Genomic DNA, 15,566 nt, shown 5'->3' with positions numbered 1-15,566 from the left:
TCTTTGGTTTGGTTATCTTGTGATATGTTATCTGTTTTTGTAAATTTGTTTTTGGCTTTATAACTTGTTCTGGAATGTTGGTTTTTGGCTTTAGAAATTTGTGTTTTACTTAATGAATAAATTCAAGCAACTTGATTGCTTGTAATGAGACTATGTTTTTAAATAACCTTACTAAGGTTTTTTCTGTTTCTATAGTGGTTAAATTGGCGTGCGAGAATGATTTAAACAAAAATTAGAATACTGTCAGGCGTCTAGTCAATAAAGCCTTTAAATTTTGCACAATGATAGTAAGGGCAACTATATGCGGTTTGCCTGGCTTGATTCATGTAAACTAGTGCAATAATCTTGATACTGCAGCTCATTTGTACTATAAGTGTGTCTAGCCAAAGACTAAAGTAAGGAAAAATTCAAGTCAAGTACCTTAAAATGTACTCAAGCTATAATTAAACTTTATTCAAGTATTTTTAGGGGAAAATGGTGGGATTAAAATGTATTTTGTTCACACCACGTTTTTTTGTAACTCTTAGTTATACTAAACGTTAAGCTTTATTTTTAGATTTTCATTTAGAAGTTGATTTGCTTAAATACATTTGCAGCACTGGTTTATATTAATAATATTTTTTAATAATCTTATAATTATTTTTTGGTAGAATATGAAATAATTTTTTAAAAAGGAAAAACTATGAACAAATTTGTGTTGTTAATGTTGGCATGCGCTTCGATGGTATTTGCCGCTATAAATTTAAATACCGCTACAAAAGAGGAGCTTATGAGTTTAAACGGCATTGGTTCAGCAAAAGCAGATGCTATTATTGAATATAGAAAAACAAACAAATTTGAAAGCATAGAGGATATTAAAAACGTAAACGGTATCGGCGATAAGACTTTTGAAAATTTAAAAGGCGATATCTCTACGAGCGGCACGAGCGTAATACCTACAAGCGATAAAGTATCCAAAAAGGCAAAAGAAGTTAATGATGTGACCGACAAAGTAAAACAGGGCAAAAAAGAAGTCGCTAAAAAAACAAAAGATGTAGAAGACAAAGTAGCTGCGCCTGTAAAAGATATGGATAAGTCTAAAACTGACATAGAAGAAAAGGCTTCTAAAAACATCAAAAATAAAGTAAAATCCGGCGAAGATAAAATAGAAAAAGATATTGATGACGTTAAGACTAAGGCAAAATCTTCAAAGAAAAAAGTTGAAGAAAGCGGAGTTAAGGAAGTCGAATCTAAAAAACCTACAAAGAAAAAATCAGAATAATTCTATGTTATTGCGGCTCAAATTTGAGCCCAAAATTAAGCTGAGTAAACCCTTTTTGATAAATGATCAGAAAGGGTTTACTCAAAATACTCTTGCTAATTACATCCAATTAACCAAATCGGCTCAAGCTGTGGTATCTATACTGCGACAAAATCCAAAATTAATTCTATATCAAAATAACTTAAGATATTAGTAGCTAATTGCTATTGGCAAATGCTAGTAAACAATAGTGAACAAAATTTCATCACGTGCTATTTACTCGTAGGTAGTCGTAAAGGTAATATATTAAAATGCCAATATGGCGTCATGACTGGCAATGCAAACCAGCGCTTTGTGCGCGGGTTTATGTGTTTAATCAAAATATCTAAATTTTCAAAACATCGTTATCAAATTTAGATTTCTACTTTTTTAACTAAAATTTTGTAAGGTAAATTTATAAACAAAAAATCAGCAAATTTTGTTAAAAACATATCTTGTGCACCAAATTTTGCGTCAAGCATTGTTTTTAAAGGTTAAAAAGATATAATCTGTTCATTATTCTAAAACAAACAAAATTTAATAAGGCAACCAAAGAGTGCGGTTTAAAAAGGTTTTAAATTTTATATCTATTTTTGCGGTGGCATTTGTGCTCGGCGGATGCGCGGCAAAGGCTAAATTTGATGTTCCGCAGATCGTAAATTTCGACAAACGCGAGTTTGAAGTGATTTCCAAAAGCGGCTCAAATTTGCTCTATATTTCGCATGAAAAAGAGGATTATTATTTTACGATGATAAACTCCATGGGCACTCCGCTAGCTAGGCGAGTTTTGAGACCAAACGGCGAATTTGAAGCTATCGGCTTTTTACCGCCAAATAGCGCCTACAACGAGCTTTTTATTAAAGTGCTAAATATCGTAAAATCAAATCAAAAAGAGGCCGTCATAGCAGTAAAAAACGAAAATTTTAAGGTAAGAGCTCTTGATATACGTTAGCAAGCCCGCCATCATCAGCGCAGCCGGAGCTGATGCAGAGGAAAATTTTGCAAATTTATGCGGCAAAAAGAGGTTTTTGAGTGTTTGCGAAGGCTTTAGAGCGGATAAAAGCTTTATCCTTGGCAAAGTCGGCACGCAGCTGGCTAAATTTAGCCAAAATACGCCAAAACACCTGCAAACGCGTACGAACGCTCTGGTTTTAAGCGCGCTTTTACAAATAGATAAAGACGTGCGAGACGCTATCAAAAAATACGGCAAAAACCGCGTCGGCATAGTCGTGGGTACGACTACTAGCGGCGTGGAGGAAAACTACGAAACGTTTAAGGATTTTGCTGCGACCGGTTTTTTCGACGCTTCAAAATTTGGTATAAACCGAAATTCTCTAGCCAACCCGTCCGAATTTATCGCCGATTTTTACGAGCTTAGCTCGGTTACGTTTTCCGTCTCGACCGCCTGTACGTCGGGCGTTAAGGCTATCATAACGGCCAAAAGGCTGCTGGAGTCGGGCATCTGCGATGCCGTGATCTGCGGCGGCGTGGATAGCCTAAATACGCTCACAATTAACGGTTTTGATAGTCTGGGCATCCTAAGCGCGCGAGAGACAAATCCGTTTTCTAAAAATCGCGACGGTATAAATATCGGCGAAGGCGCGGCATTTTTCGTGGCGAGCAGGGATGAAATTTCAAACGTAGTTATCGCAGGCGAGCACTCAAACTGCGACGCGTTTCATATGACGCAGCCCGATTTTAGCGGACAGATGCAAACGCAGTGCGTGCAAAAGGCGCTGCAGGCAGCAAATTTAAGCGGCGTGGATTATATAAATTTACACGGTACCGGCACGCAGGCAAACGATAAGATCGAGGCAAAGATCGTGCATTCGCTCATGCCGAGCGTTTTTGCGAGCTCCGTTAAACCTCTGATCGGCCACACGTTAGGAGCCGCAGGAGCCATCGAGAGCGCGCTTTGCGCCATGCTTTGCGCTAAGGGCGAAACCGCGCTGCCGCCGCACGTTTACGACGGCGTTTACGATGATGAGATAGAGGGGATAAATTTGGTAAAATTCGGCCAAAGAGCGGTCGTAAATTCGGCCATGTCGCTGTCGTTTGCATTTGGCGGCGATAACGCGGCGATCGTTTTTGGGAGGGCAAAATGAGCCTAGAAGATTATCTCCCGCACGGTACGGCAATCGTTTTTATTGACGAGGTGCTTAAATTTGAAGAGGGTCATATAAAAACCAAAAGCGCGATAAAAGAGGATAATAAATTTCTTTCAAACGGCAAATTCGCCATGCACAAAACCGTCGAGATGATGGCGCAGTCGCTGGGTATCTACGACTCAAAGATGCGCGAACTAAAAGGGATGAAATTTGGACTGGGTTTTTTGCTGGGCAGTAGAAAATTTGAGATATTTAAGCCGTTTTTACAGGTCGGAGACGAAGTCGTCATCGAAGCCGCCTGCTCGATACAAGACGCAAGCGGTTTTGGCGTTTACGACTGCGAGCTTTACGTAAACGGCGAGCTTGGAGCGCGCGCGACGCTAAACGTGCTAAGCCCGGACGAGGAATACGTAAAAAGGATACTAGATGAGTAAAAGAGTGCTGATAACGGGCTCAAGTCGTGGCATCGGCGAAGCGGTGGCTAGACGGCTGGCGGCGGCCGGATACGAGGTCGTGCTGCACGGCAAAAGCGAGAGCGAGCGGCTATTAAATTTACAAAACGAGTTAAATTTGAGCGCTTTAAAATTTGACGTAGCAGATACGCAGGCGGCACGGGTGGCGATCGAGGCCGATATAGAGGCAAACGGAGCTTATTACGCTGTCGTGATAAACGCCGGTATCACGCGCGATAACACCTTCGTCGGCATCGAGGACGAGGATTGGTTTAGTGTCGTGGATACGAATTTAAACGGCTTTTATAACGTCCTAAAGCCCGCTCTCATGCCTATGATCCGCGCCAAAAAGCCCGCTCGTATCGTCGTCATGAGCTCGGTCTCAGGCGTCATCGGCAACCGCGGCCAGAGCAACTACGCAGCTAGCAAGGCTGGTCTCATCGGCGCAGCAAAATCCCTAGCCGCCGAGCTAGCTTCGCGAAATATCACCGTAAACTGCATCGCACCCGGACTCATCGAGACCGATATGACGGACGGCGGCTTGCCGATCGAGGAGATTTTAAAGGCTATCCCAGCTAAAAGAGCGGGCAAAGCAGACGAGGTTGCGCCTTTAGTCGAGTTTTTACTAAGCGAGGGCGCAGCCTACATAACTAGGCAGGTTATCGGCGTAAACGGAGGGCTTTGCTGATGCGAGTTTTTATAACCGGCATGGGCATGGTGAGCGCCTTTGGTAAGAGCTGGGAGGAGATAAGGGCTAAATTTGAGCTTGGCAAAAACGCCGTGAGATATATGCGGCAGTGGGATAGATATGAGGATCTAAATACCCGCCTGGCCGCACCTATAGAGGGCTATGAGTGCCCTAGCTCGTGGGACCGTAAGCAGTTAAGAAGCCTGGGCACTGTCTCGATGTACAGCGTAGAGGCGGCTGGCTTGGCGCTAAGAGACGCGGGGCTCATGCGAGGCGAAAATTTAGACGCCGCGAGCCTCGATCCTAGCGTACAGGACGGCAGACTAGGCGTCGCGTGCGGTTCGTCTACGGGCAGCACCGAGTCGATACTAGCGATGGCAAAACTGCTCGAGCGCGGCGAAAACGAGTGCAATGCCAATACATACATCAAGATGATGCCTCACACCACGGCGGCAAATATCGCGCTTTTTTACTCGCTAAAAGGGCGCATCATCCCGACGTCATCGGCATGTACGAGCGGTTCGCACGCGATCGGATACGCCTACGAGAGTATCAAAAGCGGCAAGATCGACATGATGCTAGCAGGCGGCGCTGAGGAGCTGTGCCCGAGCGAGGCATATGTGTTTGACATGCTCTACGCCACTAGCGTGAAAAACGGCTCGCCTGAAATTTCGCCGACTCCGTTTGACGAGGAGCGCGACGGGCTAGTGCTGGGCGAGGGTGCGGGGATACTTTTGTTAGAGAGCGAAGAGAGTGCCGTAAAGCGTGGGGCTAAAATTTACGCCGAGGTCGTGGGCTTTGGCTCAAACTGCGACGGCTCGCACGTAACGCGCCCGCAAAGCGCGACGATGAAAGGCGCGATGGTTTTAGCTTTAAAAGACGCAAATTTAACGCCCGAAAAGATCGGCTACGTAAATGCTCACGCTACGGCGACTAAACAAGGCGACATCGCCGAGAGTATCGCTACAAACGAGCTTTTCGGCGATAAGATCGCTATTAGCTCGCTAAAAAGCTACCTCGGCCATACGCTGGGAGCTTGCGGCGGTTTGGAGGCGATATTTAGCGTGATGATGATGCGGGAGAAAAGATTTTTCCCTACGATAAATTTGACCCGCGTCGATCCTAGTTGCGCGCCGCTTTTTTACCTGACCGAGCAAACCGCGATAGATACGGACTTTGTTATGAGCAACAACTTTGCTTTCGGCGGAGTAAATACGTCGCTGATATTTAAAAGAATTTAAAATTTGAAGGTAAAATATGAAACGAATTTTAGCCGTTTTGCTTTTGATTTGCTCTTTTTCGGCAGCGAAGGACGAGTTTTACGAGCACGATATCGCAAGTGCGCTGGAGTCTAAATTTGCAAAGAAATATCTGCTAAAAGATATAAGCTTGCAGTTTTCTAAACAGATGGACGAGGAGCTAGAGCCCGTAAAATCGCAAAGGCGTAGCAACAAATACCGCGCGGTAGAGGAAAATAGCTTCGGCGACGCGGTAAAAGACCCGCGCGAGGATAACTACAAGGAGTCTTGCGAATACGTATTCGTTAAGGTCTTGGTCGATCTGCAAACGGCGGCTAAAAACGCGGGCAAAAGTAGCGTCGTAAACATACAAGGAAACTATAAGGATAAGTTGCTAGATAGCAAGGATAAATTTCAATGCGTAGTCGGAAATATGGCGACTGCGGTGGCGTTGAAAGCAAATTTGAAATAAGGAGAAAAAATGAAAAAATTACTAGTTTTAGCAGGCGTTTGCGCCTTGGCTTTAAATTTGAGCGCGCGCGACGACGTGCATCACTTTTCGATCGAGGAGGCGCTAAGCTCGCCAAAGGCAAAAGAGGTGCTAAATCCAAACATCAAGCTAAGCTTCGGCTCTGGTACGAAAGGCGGCATCATCAAAAGCGGCCTAATGGCAAACAAAAAAACCAACGCCTTCAATAAAAGCGACAAAGAGGCATGCCAGTGGGCATTTTTGTCGGCGATAAAGACTTTCCAAGAGCGCGCGGTGCAAGAGGGCGGCTCGAAAGTGGTAAATTTAACCGGCTACTACAAAAAACAAGCTTTTGACTCCAAAACGCAGTTTCAGTGCGGAGCCGGTGCTTTGATGGCGGGCGTAACGCTAAAAGGCGATATCGCAAAATAACGGCGAGAGGGGCGAATGAGGCTAAATTTTAAACTCGATTTTTTTGATGCGGTAGTTTTTAACGGCGCGCAGGACACGACGCTGGTGGCTTACGAGAGGGAGCTTGACGTCTCGCACGTGCCTCCGCTTGAGCGGCGCAGGCTTAGCCGCGCGGCAAAGTGCGCCTTTGATCTAACCAAAAACATCGCGCCGCTTGATATGCCTATCGTTTTTAGCTCTTATGAGGGTGAGATAAATCGCTGTTTTGAGCTACAAAATACGCTAGCTCACGGCGAGCTCATATCGCCGACCTCGTTTTCGCTCTCGGTACACAACGCCCTTTCCTCGCTTTTAGCGATAAATTTTAAAAATAGCAGCGAGATCTCGGCCGTTTCTGCATACGCGCCGCTAGAGTACGCTTTAGTGCAGGCGCATCTGATGCTAAAAAGCGGAGCCAAAAACGCTCTAGTTTTGGCCTATCATGAGAGCATTTCGCAGGAGTATTTTGCTGAGTTTGCGCCCTCATGCATGGTTTGTTTGCTAGTTAGCGAGGGCGAAAATTTGAGCCTGTCTCAAGGCGAACCGGACGGCAAAACGGATGAAAATTTGCTCGTTAAATTCCTGCAAAATTTTGATCCGAAGCAAAAATGCTCTTGGCAAAGCGTGGATAAAAACTCCGCTTGGCGGTGGGATTATGAGCCCTCGTCACTGGTTTAAAATTTTTATCGTAGGGGCGAATTTTGCGCTATTTGGACTCATTTGCGCGCTTGGAAATTTGATCTTTATCCCGGTCGCGCTTCTTGGACTTTATAAATTTAAATTTATCCGCTATTTTTGCCGCGATCTGGTGCGTTTGGCTTGGAGATTTTTTATATTTTCTACGCAAATTTGCGGCTATCAGCGCACTAAAATTAATTTTCCTTACGAGCTTGGAACCGCTTCGCAGATAATCATCGCAAACCACCCTTCGCTTTTAGACGTCGTCTTTTTGATAGCGCTCATTCGCCATGCAAACTGCGTTGTAAAGGCAAGCCTTGGTAAAAATATTTTCTTAGCTCCGGCTATAAAATCATGCGGATATATCTTAAATACCGCAAACGAGGAGCTCTTGCAAAAAAGCGCGGACGCACTAAAGAGCGGCGAGAGCTTGATAATATTTCCAGAAGGTACGCGCACGGCGGGCGAGATAGTCTTTCACAAAGCAGCCGCCTATATCGCGGTAAATGCGGCAAAACAGCTAGTCGCCGTTGCTATCAAAATGGACCCGCCCAGCCTCAAAAAAAACGAGCCTTGGTACAAAACCCCGAGCGTTATGATAAAATACGAGTTCAAAGAGCTTTTTAGGCTAAATTTGGACGGGTTTTGCGCGGATAGGCCAAACCCGATCAGAGCTAGAGAGCTACACGCTTTTATCAGCGAAAATTATACAAAGGAGTTTAAACAATGAACGAACTAGTAGATGAGATAAAAGAGCTCATCATAAAGAGCTTAAATTTAGAGGATATGAAACCAAGCGATATCGACGAGAACGCTCCGCTTTTTAACGAAGGGCTAGGTCTTGATAGCGTCGATGCGCTAGAGCTTGGCCTTGCGGTGCAAAAAAACTACGGCCTGGTACTGGACTCTAAAACGGCAAATTTAAAAGAGATTTTTTACAGCGTAAAAAGCCTCGCGCAATACATCTTTGAAAATAGGAAACAACGATGAAGCAGGAAGAAATTTTTGAGATTTTAAAGTCAGCGCTCGTGCAGCTTTTTGAGATAGAGGAGGCCAAAATCACGCCACAAACGCGCATTTACGAGGATTTGCAGATAGATAGCATCGACGCGATCGATCTTATAGATCACATCAAGCGCAAAACGGGCCACCGATTGATGCCTGAAGATTTTAAAAACGTAAAAACGCTCGAAGACATCGTAAACGCGGTGGCTAAAAAATTTGACGAGCAAGCTTAAAATCGTCCTAAGCGTAGTTAGCGTCATCTACCCGTTCGCGCTATTTTTCGCGGGCAATTTTGCCTTTTGGGTCGTTTGGGTGCTGGCTGCGCTGTGGATAGCGCGCGCGGCGTATTCAAGCGGTTTTGAGAGGAGGCTTAGCATCGCGGCGGCCGTTTTTTTCATAGTTTGTATGATTTTTAGAGGCGGATTTTTAGCGTATCTTTACCCTGTTTTTGTGAGTTTGGCGTTTTTGGCGTTTTTTGCTTTTAGCTTAAAAAACGAAGCCGTCATCACAAAAATCGCAAGGCTAAAAGAGCCAAATTTGGACGAAAAAGGCGTGATTTATACGCGAAATTTGACTAAAATTTGGTGCACGTTTTTTGTTTTTAATGCCGCCTTCTCGCTCGCGCTAGCCTTGATGGAAGATAAATTTTACTGGAGCGTTTACAGCGGCGCGGTTTCTTACGCGCTGATGGGGGCGCTATTTTTCGGGGAAATTTTGTTTAGAAAGAGATTTATAAAAAATAATGAGCTTTGAGGAAAATTTAAAAAATTTTAGATTTACGGACGACTCTCGCGACGTCTTTGACGCGTGCCTTAGATTTGCCGCATTTTTGGAAAAAAACGGTATAAAAGAGCTGCAAATTTACATTGACGACGCGTTTAAATTTTACGCCGCGTTTTTCGGCTCGCTTTTGGCGGGCGCCGCGCCTTGCGTGCTGGCAAAGTCGATCTATGAGCCAAATTTGACCGCCGTAAACGACGAAAATTTTTTAAATTTTCTTGCAAACGAGTCCGCAAAGGGGCTTAAATTTGATCCGCAGGCTAAATTTTACCTGCAAACTTCAGGCTCAAGCGGCAAAAGCAAGATGATAGAAAAAACGCTCGCGCAGATGATAAAAGAGAGCGAGTATTTAGTCGCCGAGCTAAATTTTAGCGAGCAAAATACCTTTTTTTCGAGCGTTTCGCATAGGCACATGTTTGGGCTAACGTTTAAGGTCTTTTCACCGCTGGTGCTAGGCGCGCGCGTCATCGCGGACGAGCTAAACTACCCCGAGGCGATTTTGGGATTAGAGCTTGCAAATCACGTATTTATCACTAGTCCGGTGCTACTTAGGACTCTAACTCAAAGCCCCGCCGCAAGCGCGCTAAAAGGCTTAAGCGGGATCGTAAGTGCGGGTTCGCCGCTAAAAAAGGAGCTAAGAGGCGAGCTGGGCCAAATCTGCGACGCGCGTATCATCGAGATCTACGGCAGCACGGAAACGGGCATAGTGGCTAAAGACGATGGGTGCGGGCTTAGGCTATTTGGCGCGGTGGACGCGGGGCTGGACGATAGGGGCGCGCTAAACGTGAGCTCGCCTTGGTGCGAGTTTTTTCAGACTAACGACGCGGCCAGCATCGACGAGGGCCGCCTCGCGCTACAGGGCAGGATAGACCGCATCGTCAAGCTAAACGACAAGCGCGTGAGCCTAGAGAGCATCGAAGCAAAGCTGCTAGAAAGCGGCTTGCTCGCGGACTGCTACTGCGCGCCGCATCCGAAATTTAAACGCATCGCCGCGCTTTTAGAGCTAAACGGCGAGGGGCTTAAAAAATTTAGAAAAATCGGCAAAAAAGGCGTGGTAGCCGAGCTAAAAGAGCTTTTGAAGCTCGAGTTTAAAAACAGCGTCCGATACTTTAAAATAGTAGAAAAAATGCCGCGAAATCAGCAGGGTAAATTTGAAAAAAGCGAATTTGAAATCGCGCTGTTTGCTAGCCCTAAGCCAGCTTGGATCGGAGGGGCGATAGATGAAGCAGGCGAAATTCGCGGCGATCAAATTTATAAAAACGGCCAAAATTTAGCGAGCGGTTTAAACTGCGGCGCGGTTAATGCAAACGATGTCTGCGCTAAATTTGACGAGGGTGGCGATCGGCTCGAAAACTACGCGCAAAAATACGAATTTAGCGCTATCATGCACGCAGGGCTTGAGATTTTTGAAAGCCATTTTCCAAATTTACCGCTGCTGCCGGGATTCATGCAGCTTGACTACGTCTTTGAGCTAGCTAGCGGCGTGGGTATCGACGTTAGCGGCCTTAATACGGTGGAAAATCTAAAATTTATGAAGTTTGTAAGACCTGGCGATTTGCTTCGAATTTGTTTTGAAAAACGCGGCGACAAGCTTTATTTTGAGCTGTTTTGCAACGGCGAAAAATGCTCGACGGGCAGGGCTGCGCTTTGAATAAATTTGCGTTTTTAGTGCCATTTTACAATCACCCGCAAAATATCAAAGCCCTGATCGCCGCGCTAAAAGCCTACGAGCTGCCAGTTATCGTCGTGGATGATGGCTCGGACGAGGCTAGCAAGCAAATTTTAGCAGAGCTTGAGCGAATGGAGGGTATCTTGCTGCTCACGCGCGAGCAAAACGGCGGCAAGGGCATCGCGATGAAGGACGGGTTTAAATTTGCGCTGGAACGCGGTTTTAGTCACGTTTTACAAATCGACGCCGATTTTCAGCACGACGCTGCGCTCATCGGCGAGTTTTTGAGGCAGAGCCAGGCGCACCCGCAAAGTATCGTCTGCGCAAATCCCATCTACGGCGAGGATGCGCCAAAATCCCGCGTTTACGGCAGGAAGATCACGAATTTTTGGGTCGCGATAAATACGCTAAGTCTTGGCGTCAAAGACGCTATGTGCGGCTTTCGCGTCTATCCTTTAGAGCAGCTTAAAAAAGCGGCAGCAAAAAGCAAAACAAATAGGATGGAATTTGACATCGAGATCCTCGTAAATGCCGTAAGACAGGGCATCGACGTGCGCTGGATAGATACGTACGTGCGCTACGAAAAGGGCGGCGTTTCGCACTTTAAGATGTTACGCGATAACGCGCTAATCAGCCTCATGCACGCAAAATGCTTCTTTTCTCTGCCTAAATTTGCGCTGGGTAAAATTTGGCGAGCGTGCGGGTTAAATTCGAGCGAAAAAAATGGGACAAACGCTCAAATTTCCGTAGAACCTCAGGAAAACGCCGAGCAAAATCTCTGGTGGGAAAAGCAGGAAAAAGGAGGGGCGTTTTTTTTAAGACTTAGCCTATTTTTGTCGCAAATTTTGCCCGAGTTTGCGCTAAAGCTTATCGTTAAAATCGTAGTTTGGTTTTATTATATATTTTCAAAAAACGAGCGCAAAAATATCGCCGAGTTTAGACGAAATTTAAGCGTTTTTGCGGGCGCGCAGACGCTAAAAGACACGAGCGTTTTTAGCCATTTTGAGGCGTTTGGCGGAGCCATTTGCGATAAATTTAGAGTCTGGAAAGGCAAGATCAAGGATAGCGAGCTAGAAATCATTGACCTAGAGCGTATAAAAAGCGAACTAATCGGCGCGCAAAAGGGGCAAATTTTGCTCACGGCGCACCTTGGAAACGTCGAAATTTGTAAGGCTTTGGGCGCGCGCGTCGATGGCTTTAGGATGGTGATTTTGGTTTACGACAAAAACTCGCGCGAGTTTAACGAAGTGCTAAAGCGCATCAGCCAAAACGACGGCAGCGTGCGCATGATGCTGGTCAATGAGCTCGACGTTGCCGCAATGCTGGAGCTAAAAAATATCGTCGAAAACGGCCAGCACATCGGCATAATGGGCGATAGAACGCCTCTTGGCGGCGATAAGGCCGCGCGGGTGAAATTTCTGGGCAAGGAAGCGAGCTTTAACTACGGTCCGTACCTGATCGCGGGGATTTTAGGCGTAAAGATAAGCTCGCTGTGGTGTCAAAAGATAGACGGTAAATTTAGGATCGAGCTCGTGCCGCTAGCAAGTGCCGTAAAGCTAGGGCGAGATAGGGTCGCCGCAGCTCGCGAATATCTGCAAATTTACGTCCGCGAGCTAGAAAATCGCTGCAAGCAAACGCCCGCGCAGTGGTTTAATTTTTTTGATTTTTGGAGATGAGATGATATCAAAATCAGTCGCGCTAAAGGCGCAGTTTTACGACGTGGACAGCATGAATGTCGTGTGGCACGGCAACTACGTGAAGTATTTTGAGACGGCTAGATGCGCGCTGCTAGAGGAGATAGGCTACGACTACGAGGCGATGAGGGCGGACGGCTACGCCTACCCGATCGTAAAAATCGAAGCAAAATATATTAAGCCCGTGTTTTTCGGCGATGAGATCGAGGTGGAGGCGACTCTAAAAGAGTGCGAGTGCTTTCTAAAGATCGGCTACGTCGTAAAAAGCGCAAAAACGGGCGAGACGCTGTGCACGGGCTCTAGCTCGCAAGCGGCCGTGGATATGCGCGCGATGCAGACGTGCTTTGAGATCCCGCAAGAGTTACAAAATGCAATAAAAAGGTATATAAATGAAAAAAATAGCGATAATTTTTAGTTTGGCTGCGAGCCTGATGGGGCTTGATTTTAACGAGATAAAATCTCAAATCAAAACGCAAAACATCAGCGGCGATTTTGCTCAGACGAAGTTTTTGAGCGGTTTTAACGTGGAGTTTAAAAGCTACGGTAAATTTGAACTCAGCCAAAGCGAGCTGCTCTACGACACGCTAAGCCCGATTGCGGTGAGCATCGTCATAAACGAGCGCGGGATCTTTCAAAAAAGCGGCAATCAGCTCATAAAAATCGATCAAAATTTTGATAAAAAGCTCTTTTTATCCATCATAAAGCTCGATAAGGCCGAGCTTGAGAAAGAATTTATCTTTAAAATCTCAGGCGATAAAGGTAACTGGAAGATCGAGCTGACGCCAAAAAATCTGCTGCTAAAGCAAATCTTTACGCGAATCTTAGTAGGAGGCGATAAATTCGTCCGCAAGATCGTGTTAAACGAGGTTAGCGGCGATAAAACGGTAAATGATTTTTACAACGTAAAATGAAAAAATCCGCGCGTTTTTTTATCTTTTTAGCGGCGTTTTTGGCCGCGCTCGCCGTTTGTTTTACAAACGCGAAAAAGATAAACGCGGATATCTTTTCTCTCGTAAAATTTGAAAACTCTACTGAGCAAACCGCGCTAAAATCGATGCTTGATAGCGCTTCTAGCGAGTTTTTGCTAGCTTCAGATTCGCCCGAGTTTTTAGAAAAAAGCGAAAATTTAGCCGTGCAAAGCGGAGTTTTTGAGGAGTACCGCGCAAAGCAGGACGTAAATTTAACATCCTATCTAACTCAGCTAAATGCCCTAAAAATCGCGCTTTTAAACGAGCAAACATTTGAGCTTTTAGTAAAAGACAAAAACGAGTTTTTCAGACAAAGTGCGCAAAATTTATTTAATCAATTCGCCTTTAAGCCGCTTAACGCGAAGGATGATTTTTTTGCCTTGAGCTCGCACATGAGCCTGGATGGCTCAAAAATCAGCCTAAATTTGTCAAATTTGATGCTAGAAGCCGCGCATGAGGGCGGTAAATTTTACCTCGTAAAAGCGCGTCTAAAGCCTGGCTACGAGCCGCGAAATTTGATCAAATTTTATGAAAGCGTACGCGAGCTCGCGGCGCAGGACAGAGCGCAGGCTTACGCTAGCTGCGGCGCGCTATACGGAGCCTACGGAAAAGCGGGCGGCGACAAAGAAGGTGCCGTTATGAGCGTGGTTTCGCTTAGTCTTTGCGCGATTTTTTTGCTACTCGCGTTTAAAAATTTGCGCATTTTTTGCGTCGTTTTCGTCGCGATTTTCGGCTTTGCGTGCGGGCTTGCGGCTTCGCTTTTGATCTACGAGAGCCTTAGCGTCATGGTCGTGGTTATCGGCACAAGCCTGGTCGGGCTGATGTTTGATTTTGCGCTGCACTGGCTGGGTAAAAATCAAAACGCGCCGGTGGCGGCCGCGAGCGTGCGTCCGATGCTTAAAATTTTCTTGCTCGGGCTTTGCATCACGATGAGCGGATACGGCGTTTTTGCCTTTTCGTCGCTAGAGCTACTACGTCAAACGGCGATATTTTCGCTATTTACGTTGCTCGGGGCGTTTTTATTTACATATTTTTGCTTGCCTTTTATATTTGAGGGCGCGACGTTTTCACAAAGCGCCTTGTTTTCGCGGTTTTTTGATAAATTTGCGAGAGTTTGCGAGCGTGCGGCGGGAGCGGTAAATTTAAAAATTTTCCTCGCAGTATTTGCGCTTTGCGGCCTCATTTTGGCGTTAAATTTTAAAAGTTTAAGCGCGCCAGAGCAGATCAAAGACTACGCAAGCTCGCCCGCGCAGCTACTGGAGCAGTCTAAAAAGATCAGCGAGATAACGGGCGCCGCGCCGCAAAACTCCGTCATCGTGCTAAAGGGCGGCAGTGACCCGGTCGGCGACGAAAAGCGGCTAATGCGCGAGCTAAAGCAGGCAAATCTCGTCAAAGATTACGCTTCTGTTTCTAAATTTATCCTAAGTCTGGCCGAGCAGGAAACCGTAAAAAATATCTTTAAAGAGGCCGCGCAAGACGAGGAAATATTTAAAATTTACGCACAGTTTGGTTTGCCTAGCGAGCTAGTAAAATCCGAGCTAGAAAAGATCGCAAACGCTCAAACTATCGGCGTTAGCGAGATTTTAAAATTTGACGCGGCAAAAAATTTGACGCGGTTTTTGCCTAGCCCAAACAGCACTGCGGTATACGCCGAGGGGCTTGCAAGCGGCGCTAAAACGGATAAAATTTTAAAGGCAAACGGCGCTTTTAGCGTGGATTTTGTCGGCGCGCTAAATCAAAATTTGACCGAGGCTAAGGCCTGGGCCGCGGCGCTAAAAGGCGGTACATTTTTGGTTGCGTTTGCGCTTTTGTGGGCGTTTTTCGGGGCGGCGCGCTCGCTTTTGGTTATGAGCGTCATCGCGCTTGGCGTGCTAGCCGTGCTTTGCGGTTTTGCGGCGCTTGGCGTCCACGTAAATATTTTTGCGATTTTCGGGCTCATTTTGGCAAGCGCGGTCGGGATCGATTATCTCATTTTTGCGCTAAACGACGACTTGTCGCGGCAGGAGCGAGTTTTTGGGATATTTGCCGCGTTTATCACGAGCTTTATCTCGTTTTTCGCGCTTAGTTTTAGCCAGACGCCGGCAGTTA

At 45.9% G+C, this 15,566-nt stretch carries 17 protein-coding genes and 1 pseudogene; all 18 read left to right on the top strand.

The window, feature by feature from the left end; genetic code table 11:
- Positions 1-682: 682 nt before the first annotated feature.
- Positions 683-913, top strand: a pseudogene (locus tag Q0314_RS07745) (helix-hairpin-helix domain-containing protein); the annotation flags it as partial.
- 922 nt (positions 914-1,835) lie between these two features.
- Entirely contained in the window at positions 1,836-2,231 is a 396-nt protein-coding gene (locus Q0314_RS07740; RefSeq protein WP_298057997.1) for a hypothetical protein, read from the top strand.
- A complete protein-coding gene (locus tag Q0314_RS07735) occupies positions 2,218-3,384 on the top strand; it encodes a beta-ketoacyl synthase N-terminal-like domain-containing protein (protein WP_298057995.1) in 1,167 nt (388 codons plus the stop codon). Before Q0314_RS07740 ends, Q0314_RS07735 begins: the two co-directional genes overlap by 14 nt.
- Entirely contained in the window at positions 3,381-3,821 is a 441-nt protein-coding gene (locus Q0314_RS07730; RefSeq protein WP_298057994.1) for a thioester dehydrase, read from the top strand. The genes Q0314_RS07735 and Q0314_RS07730 overlap by 4 nt, the downstream gene beginning before the upstream one ends.
- Entirely contained in the window at positions 3,814-4,527 is a 714-nt protein-coding gene (fabG, locus tag Q0314_RS07725) for a 3-oxoacyl-ACP reductase FabG (RefSeq protein ID WP_298057992.1), read from the top strand. Before Q0314_RS07730 ends, fabG begins: the two co-directional genes overlap by 8 nt.
- A complete protein-coding gene (locus Q0314_RS07720; protein ID WP_298057991.1) occupies positions 4,527-5,768 on the top strand; it encodes a beta-ketoacyl-ACP synthase in 1,242 nt (413 codons plus the stop codon). The genes fabG and Q0314_RS07720 overlap by 1 nt, the downstream gene beginning before the upstream one ends.
- A 16-nt stretch (positions 5,769-5,784) precedes the next feature.
- Positions 5,785-6,237 (top strand): hypothetical protein, encoded by a 453-nt coding sequence (locus Q0314_RS07715; protein WP_298057989.1) that lies wholly within the window; start codon positions 5,785-5,787, stop codon positions 6,235-6,237.
- Positions 6,238-6,246: 9 nt separating this feature from the next.
- A complete protein-coding gene (locus Q0314_RS07710) occupies positions 6,247-6,666 on the top strand; it encodes an excinuclease ABC subunit A (RefSeq protein WP_298057988.1) in 420 nt (139 codons plus the stop codon).
- Positions 6,667-6,681: 15 nt separating this feature from the next.
- Positions 6,682-7,362 (top strand): beta-ketoacyl synthase chain length factor, encoded by a 681-nt coding sequence (locus Q0314_RS07705; RefSeq protein ID WP_298057987.1) that lies wholly within the window; start codon positions 6,682-6,684, stop codon positions 7,360-7,362.
- The gene (locus tag Q0314_RS07700) at positions 7,340-8,092 is read left to right on the top strand and encodes a lysophospholipid acyltransferase family protein (protein WP_298057985.1); all 753 of its coding nucleotides are present in this window, start codon (positions 7,340-7,342) and stop codon (positions 8,090-8,092) included. The genes Q0314_RS07705 and Q0314_RS07700 overlap by 23 nt, the downstream gene beginning before the upstream one ends.
- Complete coding sequence (locus Q0314_RS07695) at positions 8,089-8,352, top strand: phosphopantetheine-binding protein (protein WP_298057984.1); 264 nt, start codon at positions 8,089-8,091, stop codon at positions 8,350-8,352. Before Q0314_RS07700 ends, Q0314_RS07695 begins: the two co-directional genes overlap by 4 nt.
- A complete protein-coding gene (locus Q0314_RS07690; protein WP_298057982.1) occupies positions 8,349-8,600 on the top strand; it encodes an acyl carrier protein in 252 nt (83 codons plus the stop codon). The genes Q0314_RS07695 and Q0314_RS07690 overlap by 4 nt, the downstream gene beginning before the upstream one ends.
- Positions 8,584-9,120, top strand: coding sequence for a DNA gyrase subunit B (locus tag Q0314_RS07685; RefSeq protein ID WP_298057981.1), 537 nt, complete (start codon positions 8,584-8,586; stop codon positions 9,118-9,120). The genes Q0314_RS07690 and Q0314_RS07685 overlap by 17 nt, the downstream gene beginning before the upstream one ends.
- A complete protein-coding gene (locus Q0314_RS07680) occupies positions 9,110-10,798 on the top strand; it encodes an AMP-binding protein (protein ID WP_298057979.1) in 1,689 nt (562 codons plus the stop codon). The genes Q0314_RS07685 and Q0314_RS07680 overlap by 11 nt, the downstream gene beginning before the upstream one ends.
- A complete protein-coding gene (locus Q0314_RS07675; RefSeq protein ID WP_298057977.1) occupies positions 10,771-12,492 on the top strand; it encodes a glycosyltransferase family 2 protein in 1,722 nt (573 codons plus the stop codon). The genes Q0314_RS07680 and Q0314_RS07675 overlap by 28 nt, the downstream gene beginning before the upstream one ends.
- 1 nt (position 12,493) lies before the next feature.
- Entirely contained in the window at positions 12,494-12,925 is a 432-nt protein-coding gene (locus Q0314_RS07670; RefSeq protein ID WP_298057975.1) for a thioesterase family protein, read from the top strand.
- The gene (locus Q0314_RS07665) at positions 12,900-13,421 is read left to right on the top strand and encodes an outer membrane lipoprotein carrier protein LolA (protein ID WP_298057973.1); all 522 of its coding nucleotides are present in this window, start codon (positions 12,900-12,902) and stop codon (positions 13,419-13,421) included. Before Q0314_RS07670 ends, Q0314_RS07665 begins: the two co-directional genes overlap by 26 nt.
- Positions 13,418-15,566 (top strand): hypothetical protein (locus Q0314_RS07660; protein ID WP_298057971.1); only part of this gene is annotated, 2,149 nt, incomplete at its 3' end. The genes Q0314_RS07665 and Q0314_RS07660, both read left to right, overlap by 4 nt.

Origin of the sequence: uncultured Campylobacter sp. (assembly GCF_938040115.1) — a bacterium.
In the GTDB taxonomy this organism is placed as follows: Bacteria; Campylobacterota; Campylobacteria; order Campylobacterales; family Campylobacteraceae; genus Campylobacter_A.
This window is presented reverse-complemented; position numbering and strand designations above follow the sequence as displayed.